General features: G+C 35.8%; 14 protein-coding genes. 7 read left to right on the top strand and 7 right to left on the bottom strand.

The window, feature by feature from the left end; all coding sequences use genetic code 11:
* Window positions 1–33: 33 nt before the first annotated feature.
* From Q0Y70_RS02975 to Q0Y70_RS02990, 4 genes are all read left to right on the top strand, one after another.
* Window positions 34–1,251: an MFS transporter gene (locus tag Q0Y70_RS02975; protein WP_297816323.1), complete on the top strand. Its 1,218-nt coding sequence runs from the start codon at window positions 34–36 to the stop codon at window positions 1,249–1,251.
* 84 nt (window positions 1,252–1,335) lie between these two features.
* Window positions 1,336–3,285: a M13 family metallopeptidase gene (locus tag Q0Y70_RS02980; protein ID WP_297816325.1), complete on the top strand. Its 1,950-nt coding sequence runs from the start codon at window positions 1,336–1,338 to the stop codon at window positions 3,283–3,285.
* 238 nt (window positions 3,286–3,523) lie between these two features.
* Window positions 3,524–3,805 (top strand): LPXTG cell wall anchor domain-containing protein, encoded by a 282-nt coding sequence (locus tag Q0Y70_RS02985; RefSeq protein WP_297816328.1) that lies wholly within the window; start codon window positions 3,524–3,526, stop codon window positions 3,803–3,805.
* 484 nt (window positions 3,806–4,289) lie between these two features.
* Window positions 4,290–5,948: a phosphoenolpyruvate carboxykinase (ATP) gene (locus Q0Y70_RS02990; RefSeq protein WP_297816333.1), complete on the top strand. Its 1,659-nt coding sequence runs from the start codon at window positions 4,290–4,292 to the stop codon at window positions 5,946–5,948.
* A gap of 153 nt (window positions 5,949–6,101) precedes the next feature.
* On the opposite strand, the gene Q0Y70_RS02995 is transcribed toward Q0Y70_RS02990, so the two are convergent.
* The 5 genes from Q0Y70_RS02995 to Q0Y70_RS03015 all read right to left on the bottom strand — a co-directional run bounded on the left by Q0Y70_RS02995 (window position 6,102) and on the right by Q0Y70_RS03015 (window position 10,647).
* A complete protein-coding gene (locus tag Q0Y70_RS02995; protein WP_297816337.1) occupies window positions 6,102–6,485 on the bottom strand; it encodes a type II toxin-antitoxin system PemK/MazF family toxin in 384 nt (127 codons plus the stop codon).
* Window positions 6,478–6,735 (bottom strand): AbrB/MazE/SpoVT family DNA-binding domain-containing protein, encoded by a 258-nt coding sequence (locus Q0Y70_RS03000; protein ID WP_297816342.1) that lies wholly within the window; start codon window positions 6,733–6,735, stop codon window positions 6,478–6,480. Before Q0Y70_RS03000 ends, Q0Y70_RS02995 begins: the two co-directional genes overlap by 8 nt.
* A gap of 320 nt (window positions 6,736–7,055) precedes the next feature.
* Window positions 7,056–9,095 carry a KUP/HAK/KT family potassium transporter gene (locus Q0Y70_RS03005; protein ID WP_297816346.1) on the bottom strand — a complete coding sequence of 680 codons (2,040 nt, stop codon included), beginning with the start codon at window positions 9,093–9,095 and terminating at the stop codon, window positions 7,056–7,058.
* 123 nt (window positions 9,096–9,218) lie between these two features.
* Window positions 9,219–9,650 (bottom strand): hypothetical protein, encoded by a 432-nt coding sequence (locus Q0Y70_RS03010; RefSeq protein ID WP_297816349.1) that lies wholly within the window; start codon window positions 9,648–9,650, stop codon window positions 9,219–9,221.
* Between the two features lie 88 nt (window positions 9,651–9,738).
* On the bottom strand, window positions 9,739–10,647 hold the full coding sequence (locus Q0Y70_RS03015) for a hypothetical protein (RefSeq protein WP_297816354.1): 909 nt from the start codon (window positions 10,645–10,647) through the stop codon (window positions 9,739–9,741).
* Window positions 10,648–10,831: 184 nt separating this feature from the next.
* Here Q0Y70_RS03015 and Q0Y70_RS03020 point away from each other — a divergent pair, with 184 nt between their 5' ends.
* The 3 genes from Q0Y70_RS03020 (at window position 10,832) to Q0Y70_RS03030 (ending at window position 13,450) form a co-directional block, all read left to right on the top strand.
* Window positions 10,832–11,047, top strand: a complete 216-nt coding sequence (locus Q0Y70_RS03020; protein ID WP_297816357.1) for a DUF1659 domain-containing protein — start codon at window positions 10,832–10,834, stop codon at window positions 11,045–11,047.
* A gap of 61 nt (window positions 11,048–11,108) precedes the next feature.
* Window positions 11,109–11,348, top strand: a complete 240-nt coding sequence (locus Q0Y70_RS03025) for a DUF2922 domain-containing protein (protein WP_297816360.1) — start codon at window positions 11,109–11,111, stop codon at window positions 11,346–11,348.
* Between the two features lie 485 nt (window positions 11,349–11,833).
* Window positions 11,834–13,450 carry an SLAP domain-containing protein gene (locus Q0Y70_RS03030; protein ID WP_297816363.1) on the top strand — a complete coding sequence of 539 codons (1,617 nt, stop codon included), beginning with the start codon at window positions 11,834–11,836 and terminating at the stop codon, window positions 13,448–13,450.
* Window positions 13,451–13,595: 145 nt separating this feature from the next.
* On the opposite strand, the gene Q0Y70_RS03035 is transcribed toward Q0Y70_RS03030, so the two are convergent.
* Together Q0Y70_RS03035 and Q0Y70_RS03040 are read right to left on the bottom strand one after the other, a co-directional pair.
* Window positions 13,596–14,792, bottom strand: a complete 1,197-nt coding sequence (locus Q0Y70_RS03035; protein ID WP_297816366.1) for an ATP-binding protein — start codon at window positions 14,790–14,792, stop codon at window positions 13,596–13,598.
* A 572-nt stretch (window positions 14,793–15,364) separates the two neighbouring features.
* Window positions 15,365–16,591, bottom strand: coding sequence for an ATP/GTP-binding protein (locus Q0Y70_RS03040; RefSeq protein WP_297816372.1), 1,227 nt, complete (start codon window positions 16,589–16,591; stop codon window positions 15,365–15,367).
* Window positions 16,592–16,604 lie beyond the last annotated feature (13 nt).

A 16,604-nucleotide genomic window follows, 5' to 3' on the forward strand; every position in this document is an offset into this window, starting at 1 on the left:
AGTTTGAATGGTAAAGAATTGGAGGAAATAAGATTGCATACTGCACATGGAAAACAGCCAGCTGATGAAATAAAACTGCATTGGCTTTTATTAGGTGAATTATTAACCTGGATTGGTGCAAGTTTTATCTGGCCTCTAACGTCAGTTTATTTAAATAAGCGCCTGCATGTTTCACTTGCGATGATTGGGGTTGTGCTGCTTTTTAACTGTTTAGCAAACATGCTAGGGTCATTTGTAGCAGGCTGGGCATATGATCATTTGAATCCATACTATCTCTTAATTGCGGGTGGTAGTTTAGATGCCTTAGTCCTATTTTTAATGGCAGCTTTTCACGGCTGGCCAATTTACTGGGTGTGGATGACCTTGACAGGTCTTTTAGGTGGCTGGAATGGAGCCTTGATCAATTCGATTGCGACTAGTATTAAGTCTAAGCCAGGGCGCTACGTCTTTAACGTGATTTATTTTGCCCAAAATCTTGGTGTCGTATTAGGTACATTAACAGTTGGTTACTTATATGATTATTCAGTCACACTCTTGTTCATTATTGCAGCATGCTTGTTTGTAGCGGTTAGTGTAAATACGATCTTTAATTACCGTCCAATAATTCAATTTCATAAAGAACGGATGGCTAATAAGGATAAGCAAGTTAAACAAAAACTTCAACCGATGCCTAAATCCAATTTGATGTTGACGATCGGCTTTTATACCACGCTAGCGGTGATTTGGCTGATGTACATGAACTGGGAGTCAAACTTGTCAGTTTATATGGTTTCACTGGGAATTCCGTTCCACTTATACAGCTTACTGTGGACAATTAATGCCGGAATTATCGTCTTTGTTCAAGCACTCTTGAGTAAATTTCCCAATATTTTTAAATCGATTTTTCACCAGGTGATCTTTGGGGTAACAATGTTTGCGATTTCTTTTGTTACGCTAATTTTTGCCAAAGATTATGCGCATTTTGTATTTTCTATGGTAACTTTGACAATTGGTGAATCAACTGCGATGCCAGCTATTCCTGCTTACGTCAATGACTTGTCACCGACTTCAAGTAAAGGTAAGTATCAAGGCTTAACCTTGTCGACATCGGCAATTGGCCGTGCGTTAGGTCCTTTATTTGGAGGACTAGTGATTGATCGTTTTGGTTACATTAATTTCTTTATTGTGGCGGCTTTAGGGATCTTTTTGATGATTGTAGTTTTGATTCCACTACATGCTAGATTGAAAAATAGCTTGGAAATATTCAAGTAAAAGTCCTGTTAAAATTAGACTAAAAAATTTAATAATGGTATCATTTGTTTTGAAAACTTTTTTCTCTTAAGGAGGTATTATTTAATGACTCATTTTAATGTTCGTGGTGGAGCTGGCGATATTACTAAGCCAGATACAAATGCTCGCATTCAAGATAACTTATATTTAGCAGTAAACTCTGAATGGCTTGAAAAGGCTAAGATTCCTTCAGATCGCTCCCGTATCAGTAGTTTTGATGGCATTGATCTTAATATTGAAAAGACTTTGATGCAAGACTTTGCTGATTTTGCTTCTGGTAAAAAAGAATTGCCTAAGGTTCCTAACTTTGGTAAGGCTGTTGCACTTTACAGAATTGCTAACAATTTTGAAAAGAGAAACGCTGATGGTGCTGAACCAATTAAGGCTGACTTAGCAGTTTTGACTGATTTACGTGACTTTGCAGACTTCAACTTGAAATCAGCTGATTTATTTAAGAATGGCTTTGGCTTGCCATTTAGTTTTTATGTTGATGCTGACATGAAGAACACTAAGGTTCACGCACTTCACTTTGGTGGAGCTGGCTTAATTTTGCCTGATACCACTACTTATGAAACTTCAGCAGCTAAGGATTTACTTGATGTTTGGGCAAAACAAACGGTTAACTTATTAACTATGGCTGGAATTGATGAAGCTCAAGCTAATGAATATGTAGCAGCTGGCTTGAAGTTTGATGAAAAACTTTCTAAGGTTGTTAAGTCTACTGAAGAATGGGCAGATTACCCAGCAATGTACAACCCAGTTTCACTTAGTGACTTTGAAGATAAGTTTAAGCACTTCAAGATTGATTACTTCTTGGGTGAAATTTTTGATAAGAAACCTGACCGTGTCATTGTTACTGAACCACGCTTTTTGGACCACTTTAATGAATTAGTAGGCCCAGAAAACTTCGATGAAATTAAGGGCTGGATGGTTACTGGCTTTATTAACAGCGTTGCTAGTTACTTATCACAAGACTTCCGTGAAGCTGCCTTTCCATTCCACAAGGCTTTGTCAGGTCAACCAGAATTGTCATCTGGTACTAAGCAAGCCTACCACATGGCAAACAGCTTATTTAGCGAAGTAGTTGGTGTTTACTATGGTCAAACTTACTTCGGTGCTGAAGCTAAGGCTGACGTTGAAGACATGATTCACAAGATGATTGATGTTTACGAACAAAGAATTAACGACAACTCTTGGCTTAGTGAAGAAACTAAAAAGAAAGCTATCGTTAAGTTACGTGCCTTGATTTTGAAGATTGGTTACCCAGAAAAGATTGAACGAATTTATGATCTTTACGAAGTAACCCCAGAATCTGAAGGTGGAAGCTTGTACGCTAACGAAGCTCAAGCTGGTAAGGTCGCATTGAAGTATAACTTAGATAAGCTATACAAAGATGTTGACCGCACTGTATGGCGCATGCCAGGTAACTTAGTAAATGCATGTTACGATCCACAAAGAAACGACATTACTTTCCCAGCTGCAATTTTGCAAAAGCCATTTTATGACTTGAAGCAATCACGTAGCTTGAATTACGGAGGAATTGGTGTGGTTATTGCCCACGAAATTTCTCACGCATTCGACAACAACGGTGCTAAGTTCGATGAATTTGGTAACTTGAAGAATTGGTGGACTGACCAAGACTTTGCCGAATTTAAGAAGCGTACTCAAGATGAAATTGACTTGTTCAATGGTATTGAATACGGTCCAGTTACCTTAAATGGTAAGCAAATTGTTTCTGAAAATATTGCTGACCAAGGTGGACTTACTGCTGCAGTTGAAGCTAACAAGGGTGAAGGGGGAGATATGAAGGAAGTCTTCGAAAACTTCGCTCGTGTTTGGGCAAATAAGCAATTGCCAGAATCAATTAAGACGCAAGTTTCTGTTGATGTTCACGCTCCTGGTCCAGAAAGAGCTAACGTACAATCACAATGTCAAGAAGAATTCTACAAGGCATTTGATGTAAAACCAGAAGATGGTATGTGGCTTGATCCAGAAAAACGTGTTGTTATTTGGTAAAAATAAATTTAATAACAAATTTAAAGGCATTGAACTATTTATAAGTGGTTCAATGCCTTTTTTGTATAGATAAAGCTAATAGTTGTTGAAAAATTTAATAACAAAACGTATTAAATAACAAACTGAGATGGTATTATTGAACTATAAAATTAAATTAATTAGTAGTTTTAATAGTATTGCAACTTAATATATAAATCAAATAGCTATAGTTAGCCAGTATATTAACAAAATGATTCGAATGAGTGGAGAGGAAAGCAATGTAGAAAAGAAACCTACTGCGACTGGCAAAGAGAATCACTTGGTAGACGTTACTGCTACGGAAAATATTCAAAATAAAGTTTCTGTGAATACAGTAGCTAAGTCGACCCAATCTCTATCTCAAAATAAAGCGCAGTCGTTACCACAAACTGGAAATAAGGAAAACGATACTTTAACCTTGATTTTAGGCTTAGGTAGCGTATTAGGTGCCTTAATTACTGGTTCATGGTCTTTGAGAAAAAAGAAGGATAATGAAAAATAATCATTAGGTTTTAAAGAGCTCTCGGAATTCGAGAGTTCTTTTTTATTACCGGAGTACGTGGATCTGGTAAAACGGTGTTTTTAAATGCGGTTGGCCACCGACTAGATGAAGATAAAAATTGTATTCGCATTAATTTGTTAAATAATGACCAACCTTGTTGAAAGCTTTACTAAGAAGTTACTACATCCAATTTCAAAAAATCAACATAAGTATGTCGTCGTTACAATAGACGAAATTAGCAACTCTGATATTCATTTTAATGACAGGGCTGCCAGACTTAATTTTGAATTTACAAGCGGAGAAAAACTTTACCATTCAGACCAAATTATTTCTTTGCTACTTGTATAGGAATCTTCCCCTTAGACCAATATTTTATAAAGAGGCTCAGACCAAATTTGTGTAGCTATGCACAAATAGTTATGTTATTATAAAGGTGTTAATTGATGAAACCGCTTACTTTGGTTTCGGAGGAGGAAAATTTTAAATGAGTACACAAGAACGCTACTCTAGCGCAGAGTTAAGGAAAGATAATCCAAAATTTAGTCGTGTTCGTTCTACTATCGAATCAGCATTTTATGGCAACAATGTTCACGAAGTAACAAGCGTTGCTGAAGCCTATAATTTGGCTAAGGTACAACCAGGTGTTATTGAAACTGATTTGCCAATTTTACATACTAAAGATTTAGGTTTACCACATGGTGCAAAGCAATTAGTTTACAACCACGGTAAAATTCTAGGTAGAACTGCTAGTGCTCGTCACTTTGTTGATGATCCAAAAGAAGACCCAGAAGCATTGGCTGGAAATTTACGTGAAGATATTTATAAGGGTCATAATGAAAAGTTCTTGAAGGCTACTGTATTAGTAGGGCTGGACCCTACCTACACCGTAAAGGCTCACATTATGATGCCTGAAGATCAAGCATTTAATTTACTTTCTTACATTTTGAACTTCCACTTCTATGATGAAGAAGCTGAAGAAATGTACAAGAAGTCTAAGTTTTATGACGAAGGTGACATTTACTTCTACTTTGATCCAAATGTTACTGATGACGATTATCCAAAGGGCTTTGGTGTGTTTGATGCACCTCACAACTGTGCTGCAGTCTTTGGTTTACGTTACTTCGGTGAACTTAAGAAGGGTACTTTAACCTTGGCTTGGGCTATGGCTCACAGACACGGCTATACTGCATGTCACGGTGGTGAAAAGTCATTCCACTTTAAGGATAAAGACGACAAGGTATTTGCCTTCTACGGCTTGTCAGGTTCTGGTAAGTCAACATTGACTCACGAAATGTATGATGGTAAATATGACATCACTGTTTTGCACGATGACGCATTCATTATTTCACGTGAAGATGGTTCTTCTGTAGCGTTAGAGCCTTCATACTTTGACAAGACTCACGACTACCCAGCAGGTCACCATGAAACTAAGTACTACACAACTATCATGAACTGTGCTGTTACAGAAGATGAAGATGGCAAGAAAGTTATCGTTACTGAAGACTTACGTAACAACAACGGTCGTGTTATCAAGACTCGTTACACTAGTCCTCACCGTGTAGACTTTGAAAAAGCTCCAATTACTGCTTTGTTCTGGATTATGAAAGATGGCTCATTGCCACCACTACTTAAAATTGATGATCCAGTTTTGGCAACTACGATGGGATGTACTTTGGCTACTAAGAGAACTAGTGCTGAAAACTTACCTAAAGGCTTTGACATGAACACTTTGGTTATCGAACCGTTTGCCGACCCATTTAGAGCATACCCTGTTTCTGGTGATTACAGAGACTTCAAGGAATTGTTCACTAAGCGTGGCGCTAGCTGCTACATCTTGAACACTGATGCATTTATGGGCAAAGACATCCCTAAGGAAGTAACTAAGAAGATCGTTGAAGACTTGGCAACTGACAAGATCAAAGACAGCGACTGGAAGCCATTTGGCAACTTCAAGGGTGTAAGCTACTTGCCAATTGAAGGCTACGAAGTTCACTTAGATGATCCAGAATACCAAAAGACCTTGGCTAAGAGAATGCAAGATCGTTTGGACTGGCTCAACAGTTACGATGAACAACACCCAACTCAAAAGATCCAAGATGAAGCAAAGGAAACTTTGGAAGGTATCATCAAGGAATTAAGTTAATAGTTTTTACCGCGTAAGCAAAAAGCTCCTCAGTTGATGAGGAGCTTTTTTTCTACGTAAAGCCAAACATACAATGATGTTTAACTTACGTAGAAAAAACCTCGAAATTCTTGTCCGAATTTCGGGGTTCATATCATTTGTCACTATACTTTTTTATCTAAAATTAAAAATCGCTTTAACAAAGGACATTATTTCATCAAGGTATCTATTAGTAACATGATTGATGACTCGTCCTTTTCTTGCCGAATAATCATAATTTAATATTTGATATAAACAAACATAGCCTTTAACACCAGTGCCTGTATCTCCCATCACCAGTATAGGCTTATAGTGTTCATCATTTTTATATTTATCACTGGTCGTTATTGGCATACCAACAATGAATCCAGAAGATCGATTATAAGGAGTTGCACTGACTATTAGCATGTGTCTTTCAATGTTGCCTTTAGCAGTATTGTGCCCACCCCATTCATGTCCTGCGTGAGGTTCAGCATTAATTATTATAATGTCACCTTGCTTGGGAAAATCATTATTCATTATCCTGCCAACCCTCACGTCCTTGATTATAGTCGCCCATTTGTAATTCGGGATCTTGGGCCACTGCTTTCTTAAAATCGTAATTGCCCCAATCGGTATCATACAAATTTACTTCTTTATGAATTTCAATATTATTATCAGAATTAACAGAAAAAACTAATCGACTGCCTTCTGACCAATTACGAGACTTTCTAATTTCAGCTGGAATTGTAATTTGTCCGCGTTTTGTTATTTTAGCTACATATTGCATTATTTCTTACCTCATCAATCATATGCATTGTGCATTACTTCCGATAAATATATTGTATCATATATTTATATTAAATAAATGAGGCGTAATGGTTGAAGAATAGAGATTGCAAAAGATTTTTTTGGTTTTATTTCTGTTTAGTAGTTTTAACTTTTAAAATTTTCCATTTGATGTGAGTCACCCCTCACCAAGGCTTCAAAAGGCATTAAAAAGTAAAGACTATTATGAGTTTGATTCTGTAAAGGAAGGATTAGACTGTTTAAATGACTAAAACCCTATTAAATGAAGGTTTATTACCAACATTTAATAGGGTTTTTAATCTATATTTGTCCTTCTTGGATCTTTTTCTTCATTTGCTCATATTTCTTAGGAGCAATGTGAGTGATCTGCTGCTTGCGTTGGTCACCTAAGATCAATGGCACACGTTCAATGACCGTGTCTGCATAATCTAAGCCAAACCATGAAGCAGGATTAGAAGACAAGTTTTGAAGCCATACACGAGCTTCTACTAAGAATTTTTCATAGTTACGCAATTGAGTTTGGGGGCTAATTACGTCGTTAACAATAACGAATGAGAAGTCACCTACATCACGACCTGGGGTAGTGGTGTATTCTTGTGGCTGTGATTCAATGGTGCCGTCAGCGATCAAATCGTGAACAATCTGACGTAAGTAGACGTTAACACGTTGCTGCTGTTTAAATCCTAAAAATAGCTGAACGTTAATTACGTTCTTGGTGCCATATGTATTAACGGCATATTCCGCAGTAAATGGCTCGTTAGTAACATTTACTGTTACAAACCAATATGCCTTAGCACGTTTAGGACGCTTGTCTAAAATTGAATATAAAATTTCTCGCTTGATAAATTTATTATATTTAACCTTGGCCATGTAAACTAGGTTTGTAGCATAAGTTGGGTAGTCTTCGTCATGACTTAAATCAGTTAACATATCTACATATTCATCTAATCGTACATAAGCATTACGTGATTCGCGCTTGTCGCGGACTTTGTTTCCGTAGAACCAAATGTACATGATAATACCAATAAAGCCAGCGATAACTAATGATACGTAACCACCATGAGTAAACTTGCTCAAACTTGCGGCCATGAACATGATGTCCAAAAAGCCGAAGAAGATGAGGAATAACCAGTTCCAGAACCAGTTGATGCCTTTCATAACGAGCCATTCATAAAGCAGAATCGTTGTCATCAGCATTGAAATAGTGATAGAAAGGCCGTAGGCTGCTTCCATGTGAGCTGAAGTTTGGAAGAACAAGACAATTGAAATAGTGGCTACACAGATCATCTTGTTAACAGATGGAATATAGATCTGACCTTTTTCAGTTGAAGGGTAGACAATATTCATTCTTGGCAAAAACTTCAAACCACTGGCTTCAGCAACTAAAGTAAATGAACCAGTAATCAAAGCTTGCGAAGCAATAACCGCAGCAATAGTAGCTAAGACAATTGCTGCTAAGCGAATGTTTTGTGGGATGATTTCAAAAAATGGGTTGAAGTCACCGTTTCCCGCATTATAGTTAGGATTATTTAAAATCCAGACACCTTGACCAAAGTAGTTAAGTGCCAAACATACGAAAACATATGGCCAAGAACCAATGATGTTGCCTTTGCCGACGTGTCCCACATCAGAATAAAGTGCTTCAGCACCGGTAGTTGCCAAAAAGATTGAACCTAAGATAAAGATTCCGGCCTTGTTATATGGACTAAATAATAGCTTAATAGCGTAGTATGGGTTAAGAGCTTCTAAAATGCTCCAATCACCAGCCATATTCATAATGCCGACAATTCCTAAGAAGGTGAACCACACAAACATGATTGGTCCAAATGCCTTACCGATAATGCTAGTACCCATTCTTTGGATAGAAAACAGAACCAGCAAAATAACGACAGTAATTGCAATAACCGTACTTTGAGTATTGACCGGAATATTGCCGTGCCCAAATTCGATACCTTTTAATCCTTCGATAGCTGTTGTAACGGTAACTGCTGGAGTTAACGTACCATCAGCTAAGATAGCAGCCCCACCGATTAAAGCGGGCAAAACCAGCCATTTTTTACGCTTACGAATCAAAGTGTAAAGGGCAAAGATACCACCTTCACCGTGGTTAGTTGCTTTCAAGGCAATAATCACAGTTTGCAAGGTAGTAAGCAAGGTAACTGTCCATAAAACTAGAGAAATCGAACCGATAATAAAATCACGGTTAACGTTGCCAATTCCGCCGTTACCAGCAACAATTGACTTCATAACGTACAGTGGACTCGTTCCGATATCCCCATATACAATCCCAATAGCAATCAGTAAACCGGCTGCGGTGAGATTTTTTCGTTTGTTATTCATGAATAAATACTCCTAATAAAAGCTATAAGCTTATCAAGATAATATAAAAATCAAAAAAAGAATGCAGTTGCATTCTTTTTTAGTTACTTTATTCTTATATATTTTTCTTAAAGTTGCAAGCCTTTAAGACATAGTTTGTGGAATATTATTACGACGATCAGTATACCACTTGTCCCAATCTTCGTATGTCTTCATGCTTTGAGGATCTATACCAGTTTCTTTTTTGATATTAGCTAAAATATCTTCAAATCTCTTGGAATGGATGTTTAAAACATGCTTAATTAAGTTTTGACGAGAAAATGCTTCGTTGTTAGTAATGTAAGTGTTAATTTCTACAACGTCGTGGTTGCCGTCAAAAGTATCCATAATTTCGAGGTCAGCTTGTTCAAATTTTGCAATGTAAAAGTTAGCAAAAACTTTTAAATAATCTGGTTGAACTGCAAATTCGGTTGCTGGCATCTCAACACGGTTAGCTTCAGGGATGACAACTTGGAACTTTTCGTCTTTTTCTTGCTGCGTATTTTCAGCGGCTGTTTTTTTGCTTTCTTCAGTCAAAGTTAAGAGCTCCTTTAAATAATGTCGTACTAGTACAAAAATTCAATATAATCTTACATTGAAATTCTTATAAAAGCAACTTTTCTTCTTATTTATTAAAGTTGTTTACGTCACTTTGAGTATAAGAATCAATGGTAGTGTGGCCGTTTTTGGCAGCTGAGTTCATGAAGTTAACAACATCTTGATCACTCCAAGAAGCTGTGGAAACGCCCATAGCGCTCAAACGATCACGTACTTGGGCAATCACACGTGCAGTAACTGCTTGGCCGCCAACAGTCATATTATTTGAATTTGAAGATGATTGGTTAGAGTTATTAGATGAAGTATTTGAATCGTTTTTATTAGATTTGTCAGATTTTTCATCATCGTTATTTTTGCTTGCGCTAGTGTTAGTGCTAGTCTTGTTTGAGGACTTTTCGCTATCACCACTTGCATCTTTAGCATCATCTAATAAGTCATTAACCTTATTTCTAATTTGGGTGTAGTATTTACCATTAATATAAGGTAAGTCTAAGATTTGAATGCAGTATTGTTGAGCTTGCTCGTAGTTACCATTATTGTAAGCAGCTTTTGCATTCTTATATAAAGGATTAATTTCGTTTTTAATATTACTTTGAACACGGCTAATTGTTTGATATTGCTTTTTAGCGTGCTTAATCATAACTGAATAGCCGTTAGTTTTGTAAATTACCTTATTTAAAGATTTTAATGCATCACTAAAATCATATTCGCTGATATCATCTTTGGCATCAGCCATATGGTCAGCTTGGTCGGCATAAACTTTAGATTCTTCAGTAGCCTTCACCTTGTGAGCAGCTTCAAACTTATCTTCAGCTTGAGAGTACTTATTTTGGGCTACGTAATCTTTACCTTCCTTCATTAAAGTAGAATAATCACTTCCACTATTATTAGATGAAGAAGCTTGATTACTGCATCCAGCACCAATTAAAACTACAAAGACTGCTGCAAGAGCAATCCATAATTTGGATTTTTTCATTAAAAAGATCCCCCTTGAATTATTGATCAAATTTGATTGTACACCCCTAATTATAGCAAACCCATAATTTGAACACTTTTTTTAAAAAACTTGAGCCAAATTTAAGATTTATTTCGTTAGTAATAGTGTAAGGCAACTCACCGGTGAGCAACTTACAAAAAATATTTATTAATGAGGTAGAAAAATGAAATCAGCTTTAGTAGAACAATCAGTTAAGTTTACTTTTACTGGCAGTCAATATAAGAACAATACCAAAGAACGTACTTTAAAGAACTTGAAGTTAGATGCAGCTCCTGATGCAATAGCGCAAGTAGGAAAGGCAATGTCAGAACTTCAAAAAGACGACGGCTTAGGCGCAGCAGTTCTTATTCAACACCATGCAATTGAACTTGGTGAATAATTAGACAATTTATAGGTGAATAATTAGACAATTTATAATAGAAAGAAAGAGGAATTTTAAGATGCCAACAACTAAAACCTTACGATTAACTTTTATTACTTCAAATAACAAGAAAGCTTCCATCAGCATGCCAGATGCGGCTAGCGATTTAAACGAGGCACAAGTTAGAGCAGCAATGGACAAGATTGCAAGCGCTAATGCATTTGAAAGAAAGGGAGTAGATCTATATACCAAAGCTCAGTCTGCTCAATACATTGAACGCACTACTACTTCTGTGTTTGATGATTCTAAATCAGTGTAGGCTTATTTTTGGAGAAATAAGAGAATTAAATAACTTATTTTGGAATATTTATAAAATTTTGAAATATTTTTGAAATAATTTTTGACAAGATAAAACTCTTCTTTGATGATTATCGTAAACAATAAGTAAGTATAAGGAATCCCGCTGCTATGGGGTTCCTTTTCTTTTGTGGAAATTAAATAAGATAGTTGAGAGGTCAAAAAGTATATTTTTGTGATTATTACAACTATGTTAAAAAACATAAAATATGCAAGTAAACTTTGCAAAAAGTCAGAAACAAGATATAATATGAGTCGTGGTAAGTAATAGGACAAATGCTTCAGGCGTGATGCCTGTACAGCATGCGGATTTCTTATCAAGGACTGACTACCTCAGAGGATTTATAGACCTCTGATCTTTGATGAAGGGATTTTGTACAATTATGGGCGATTTCACGATGAGCCTTTTGCCTATTACATTTGTTTTATCAAGGAGGAAAAGACCGCATGAAGAAAAATGTTAAATATTTAGGTATGGCTGCTGCTGCTTTATTAGCAGTTGCTCCAGTTGTTGCTTCAACTTCTGTTGCTAATGCCGCAGCTATTCAAGTTGTAGGAGGTACTACAACAAATCAAACTAAAGGTACTGTTGCTGTAACTTTAACTGTTAATAACCTTTCATCTTTAAAGGCTGGTGCTAACGCTGATACTGTGTCTGCTGACTTATCTGCAACTTTAGATGGAAAAGCTATCTCTCCAAAGGTGTTTGGTACTGGTAAAGCCTACGTTATCCCAGCAGATAAGAAATCTTTGGTAACTAATGAAGCAACAGCTAAACAATACGCTGTTCAAACTCTTGCTGCTGACACTCCATACGTTTTAGTTGCACCTGAAGTTGGTGTTCAAGGCTTAGTATACGGTGGTAACTATAACAAGGGTGCTGTTGTTCCAGATCAATATGGTAACACTAAGCCAGAACCAGTATTTAGTGGAGTATTTACCATCTCTCAAGGTAACACTTACTTCACTCAAAAGATTAATGGTAAGGACACTGTTGTAAGTGGTACTACTTCAATCGATTTGGGTAGTGTAAACACCGTATCAGCTTTGGCAACTAAGATTCAAAATGAAGTTGTTGCAACTAATACTAACCCTAGCTTACAACAATCAAACAAAGCTGCTTTGGAAACTCAAATTAAGAATGCATTAGCAAATGCTGGTGTAGCAGTTACTGGACAAAATGAATCATTTGTAAAACCAGTTGTTAACTTTACTGTTCCTTACACTGCAACTTTCCCTAATGGTTCAACTGCAACTATTAACGTTATTGTTAAAGTGGGTACAGCTTCAACTAGCCAATACTCAGATAATGGTCCACAATTTACTTTGAATGGTTCAAACTCTCACCTTACTAAGACTGCTAACACTAACGATCAATACGTATTGAACGTTGCTCAAAACGCAAGCTTCAATGCTGCAGACTTACTTAAGGCATTCAACGTAACTTATTCAAAGGAAAATGGTGCTGTATTAACTAGTGCATCAGTACTTTCAAACAATGTTAATACTGCTGTTCCTGGTAAGTACGCTGTAGTTCTTGCTGCAACTAACCCAGCAGGTGTAACTAACAAAGTTACTGTTACTGTAAATGTTGTATCTAACGGTCAAACTACTAGAACTGTTAACTACGTAAAGGGCTACTCAGTATTTGCATGGAACATTAATGGTAACCGTGCAACTATTAGCTCAACTAAATTTGAAGCAGGTTCAACTGTAAACACTGAAGGTGCACCTGTAACTGTTGGTGGAGTTCAATACTACAAGCTTGCAGGTACTAACGAATACATCCAAGCTCAATACGTAGATGGTTCATGGAAGCCAGCTACTAAGCCTTCACACAACAACGCTTCAAACGAAGAAAAAGTTTCTGGTGTAGCAACTGTTGTTTACCACGGTCGTGGTGGCGTAAAGCTTCTTAACGGCAAGGGTGAATACCAAACTCAAGTTGTTAAGAACGGTTCATCATGGAAAGTATTTGCTAAGAAGACTATCAATGGCAAGACTTACTACCGTATCGGTAACGACAACCAATGGATTCCAGCTCAATACGTTAACTTCCGTTAATATTTTGAACTGATCTCACCAAAAAGAGCTGTCATTTAGCAGCTCTTTTTTCTTTATTAATCTAATCTTTACACAAACCGTTGAACAAAAAAGTCGGGATTCACAATGAATTCCGACTTTTTTATTACCAATTATGCTAATCTTGTTATTCTTTTAAAAGCCAATCAAGTAAGTACTTCACCGGAATGCCTTCAACTACTCCAGTATCAAACTGTGATAAAGATAAAACACACTTCTTATAGCCATCCGGAATGTAGCGTAAGTTATCAGTTTCTCTTGTATTATTTTCTGGTAAATGTTCAGTAACTTGATAATATTCAATTTCATTGCCTCTACGTGCAACAAAATCAATTTCTTTACCAGAATAATCACCAACATCAACGCTGTATCCACGGCGCAATAATTCAATAAATACAATATTTTCGATTTGATGACCTAAGTTGTCACGATAATTACGTTTGAGTCGAGTATTTCGCAATCCTGTATCTGCTACATAGTACTTTCCAAGAGTGCTCATCATCTTTTTACCACGGATGTCATATTTTTTTGCTTGATAAAAAAGATAGGACTGAGTGAGCAAACGCAAATATGAAATTACAGTTGAAGTAGTTGTTTTAAATCCGTTGCTGCGTAGCGTATTAGAAATATTCGTTGCTGAAACAGGACTGCCCAATTCTCCCATCAAATACTCAATGATTGCAACGATTGCTTGATCATCACGCGTATGTGCACGCAAAGCAATATCACGTAGAACAACGGAATCAAAGATTCCTTTTTTTAAAGCCGTTTTCAAATCTTCATTTGGTGCAATATCTACAGCCGGAAAGCCGCCTTCGATCAAATAATCAGTAAATAATTGATACTGGTTACCAGGATTACCGTGTTTGAAATCATAATATTCCTTGAATGATAATGGAAAGACCTTAAGTTCAACGTATCTTCCTGCTAGGAGCGTTGCCAATTCTCCAGATAGAAGATGAGAATTAGAACCAGTGACATAGATGTCAGCATTCATGTCAACTCTAAAGCTATTGACTGCCTTTTCCCAATTTTGTACATTTTGGATTTCATCTAGAAAGATATAATTCTTCTTTGTCTTATTTTCATGTCTGTGAACATAGTTATAAAGATCCCATTCATTGTGGAGTTTGCTGAAGGCCATATCTTCAAAATTAATATGGATTATTTGATCGTCTTCAATACCTTCTTTATGAAGTTCGTCAATAAACATATTCATTAAGAAAGTTTTACCTGAACGTCGAATTCCAGTAATAATTTTTATAGCTTCATTGTCTTTGAATTCTTTCAAGAAATTAATATAGCGATCGCGCTTTATTATCATAATGTACCTCTAAATTTTATAAAAAAGTTAAGTACGTATTTTGGCTTTTTATCTTATATATAATATATTATCACAGCTAATATCTTCTATAAAAGATATTCTACTCAAATTTGAGATTTTATCTTCTATAAAAGACAAAATGCTATTTTTATTAAGAATATTTTTTATAAAAGATATTCTCTACTTAAAAATACAATTGAATATTCAAACTATAACAAAAAAGCCGAGATTTACACCGAATCTCGACTTTCACTTTTTTCTGAAGATACTTCTAATTTTTTATAAACTCGCTACCTATAATTTATCCCAATCAATGTCGTCTACATTAGTCCATTCTGAATCATCATGTTCACGCTGGACAATAACATTATTTACACCATGCTTGATAAGATATAACGTTTCCTGCATTGCATCCCCATCTTTTGTGCTTAAAATAAGTTTATCCATAATTATCATCTCAAATGCTTTCGGAAGATTAAAATTTTCAACTCTCGAATCTAATATACAACAAGCATGAATTAGCTTGCTACAGCCTTTATCTAAAAACTATCTTACACTTTTTTCTATAGCGATCAATTCATTACTTCTGACTTCTTTTGCATCATTTGCTTCAGTGCCATATAAGCCGAATACTCTGGAGCAGTACCACCCAGATAGTCAGATTCAAAGACTTCTGCCTTTTTTAATTCATTTCTGACATTGGCAGCTGAATATCTTTGCAGTTCAATCTTTTGATTTCTCTTAGCAACATAAATCTCGTCACCTCGTTCCAAATCATTAAGCAATTCAGAATAGTGAGTACTAAAAATTAGTACAACGCGGTTCACATTGATCTTAGAATCCGCAAAATCTTCAATAAATGACCTAACAATCGCATGATTAAAGTGATTTTCTAATTCATCAACAAACATTATTCCACCAGTTCTTAAAGCGACCATTACACGTCCATAAAGAGTGATACCCTTTGCGGTTCCTGAAGATAAATAATGCTCGATTACATCGAATCCTGTCGCTGTAATTTCTTCTTTGGAATTTTTAAACTTCAAATGATAAATAATCTTTTTGATATCGTTAGCATCATCAGTCTCAGATTCAATATTTAAATATTCAATTGAAGGATCTAAAAAGTTTAAAATTGCAGCTGGGACCTTTTCATCATTGTAAAAAAGAGCATTAATATTGGCTAACATCAAATTATCAATGATTGGTTGAGGATGATATTTTTCTTTTGCTAAAACCATTCTAAATATAGAATCATCTGGCGATAAAATAGATGAGGCAAGTTCGTCTAAATTCTGACGTTCATATAGTGGCTTGATATTACCAAACTTCAGTATTTCTTTCTTAGTAAATCTATTTTTGAATTCTTTTTTGTAAATTAATTCATTGTCAATAATCCACTTTTTATTTAGCTTATCAGTATTTTGTTTAAAAGTTACTATATCCTTGTAAAGTACCTGATCTGATCCATAAAAATAAGTGGTAATCTTAATCGGTTGATCACCAATTAAAATATCTTGCAGAGAAGTTTGGTCAATAGAACTGCGATATAACAATAATTGAAGAATACCTATTATTGTTCTCATGATAGTTGTTTTACCAGTAGCATTTTTTCCTACAATAGTGATTAAGTTATTGATCCAGAGATTGCCAGAGAGATTGGTTAATTGATCTCTAGTATTTTCTGTAATACGAGCATCGCTCATCAAAGAAAATTCTAGTCCATCTTCAAAGCGCGGATGATTTTCAATCTGTGTCTTTAGAAAATACAATTTATTTTCCACATTTGTTGTTTTCATCTCAATTTTCTCC

The sequence above is a fragment of the uncultured Lactobacillus sp. genome, assembly GCF_947367085.1.
Classification (GTDB): Bacteria; Bacillota; Bacilli; order Lactobacillales; family Lactobacillaceae; genus Lactobacillus.

Excerpts from the sequence above, each read along its gene's own strand:
- Q0Y70_RS02980 (WP_297816325.1), top strand. The coding sequence starts at position 1,336 with ATGACTCATTTTAATGTTCGTGGTGGAGCTGGCGATATTACTAAGCCA.
- Q0Y70_RS02985 (WP_297816328.1), top strand. The coding sequence starts at position 3,524 with ATGAGTGGAGAGGAAAGCAATGTAGAAAAGAAACCTACTGCGACTGGC.
- Q0Y70_RS02990 (WP_297816333.1), top strand. The coding sequence starts at position 4,290 with ATGAGTACACAAGAACGCTACTCTAGCGCAGAGTTAAGGAAAGATAAT.
- Q0Y70_RS02995 (WP_297816337.1), bottom strand. The coding sequence starts at position 6,485 with ATGAATAATGATTTTCCCAAGCAAGGTGACATTATAATAATTAATGCT.
- Q0Y70_RS03000 (WP_297816342.1), bottom strand. The coding sequence starts at position 6,735 with ATGCAATATGTAGCTAAAATAACAAAACGCGGACAAATTACAATTCCA.
- Q0Y70_RS03005 (WP_297816346.1), bottom strand. The coding sequence starts at position 9,095 with ATGAATAACAAACGAAAAAATCTCACCGCAGCCGGTTTACTGATTGCT.
- Q0Y70_RS03015 (WP_297816354.1), bottom strand. The coding sequence starts at position 10,647 with ATGAAAAAATCCAAATTATGGATTGCTCTTGCAGCAGTCTTTGTAGTT.
- Q0Y70_RS03020 (WP_297816357.1), top strand. The coding sequence starts at position 10,832 with ATGAAATCAGCTTTAGTAGAACAATCAGTTAAGTTTACTTTTACTGGC.
- Q0Y70_RS03025 (WP_297816360.1), top strand. The coding sequence starts at position 11,109 with ATGCCAACAACTAAAACCTTACGATTAACTTTTATTACTTCAAATAAC.
- Q0Y70_RS03030 (WP_297816363.1), top strand. The coding sequence starts at position 11,834 with ATGAAGAAAAATGTTAAATATTTAGGTATGGCTGCTGCTGCTTTATTA.
- Q0Y70_RS03035 (WP_297816366.1), bottom strand. The coding sequence starts at position 14,792 with ATGATAATAAAGCGCGATCGCTATATTAATTTCTTGAAAGAATTCAAA.
- Q0Y70_RS03040 (WP_297816372.1), bottom strand. The coding sequence starts at position 16,591 with ATGAAAACAACAAATGTGGAAAATAAATTGTATTTTCTAAAGACACAG.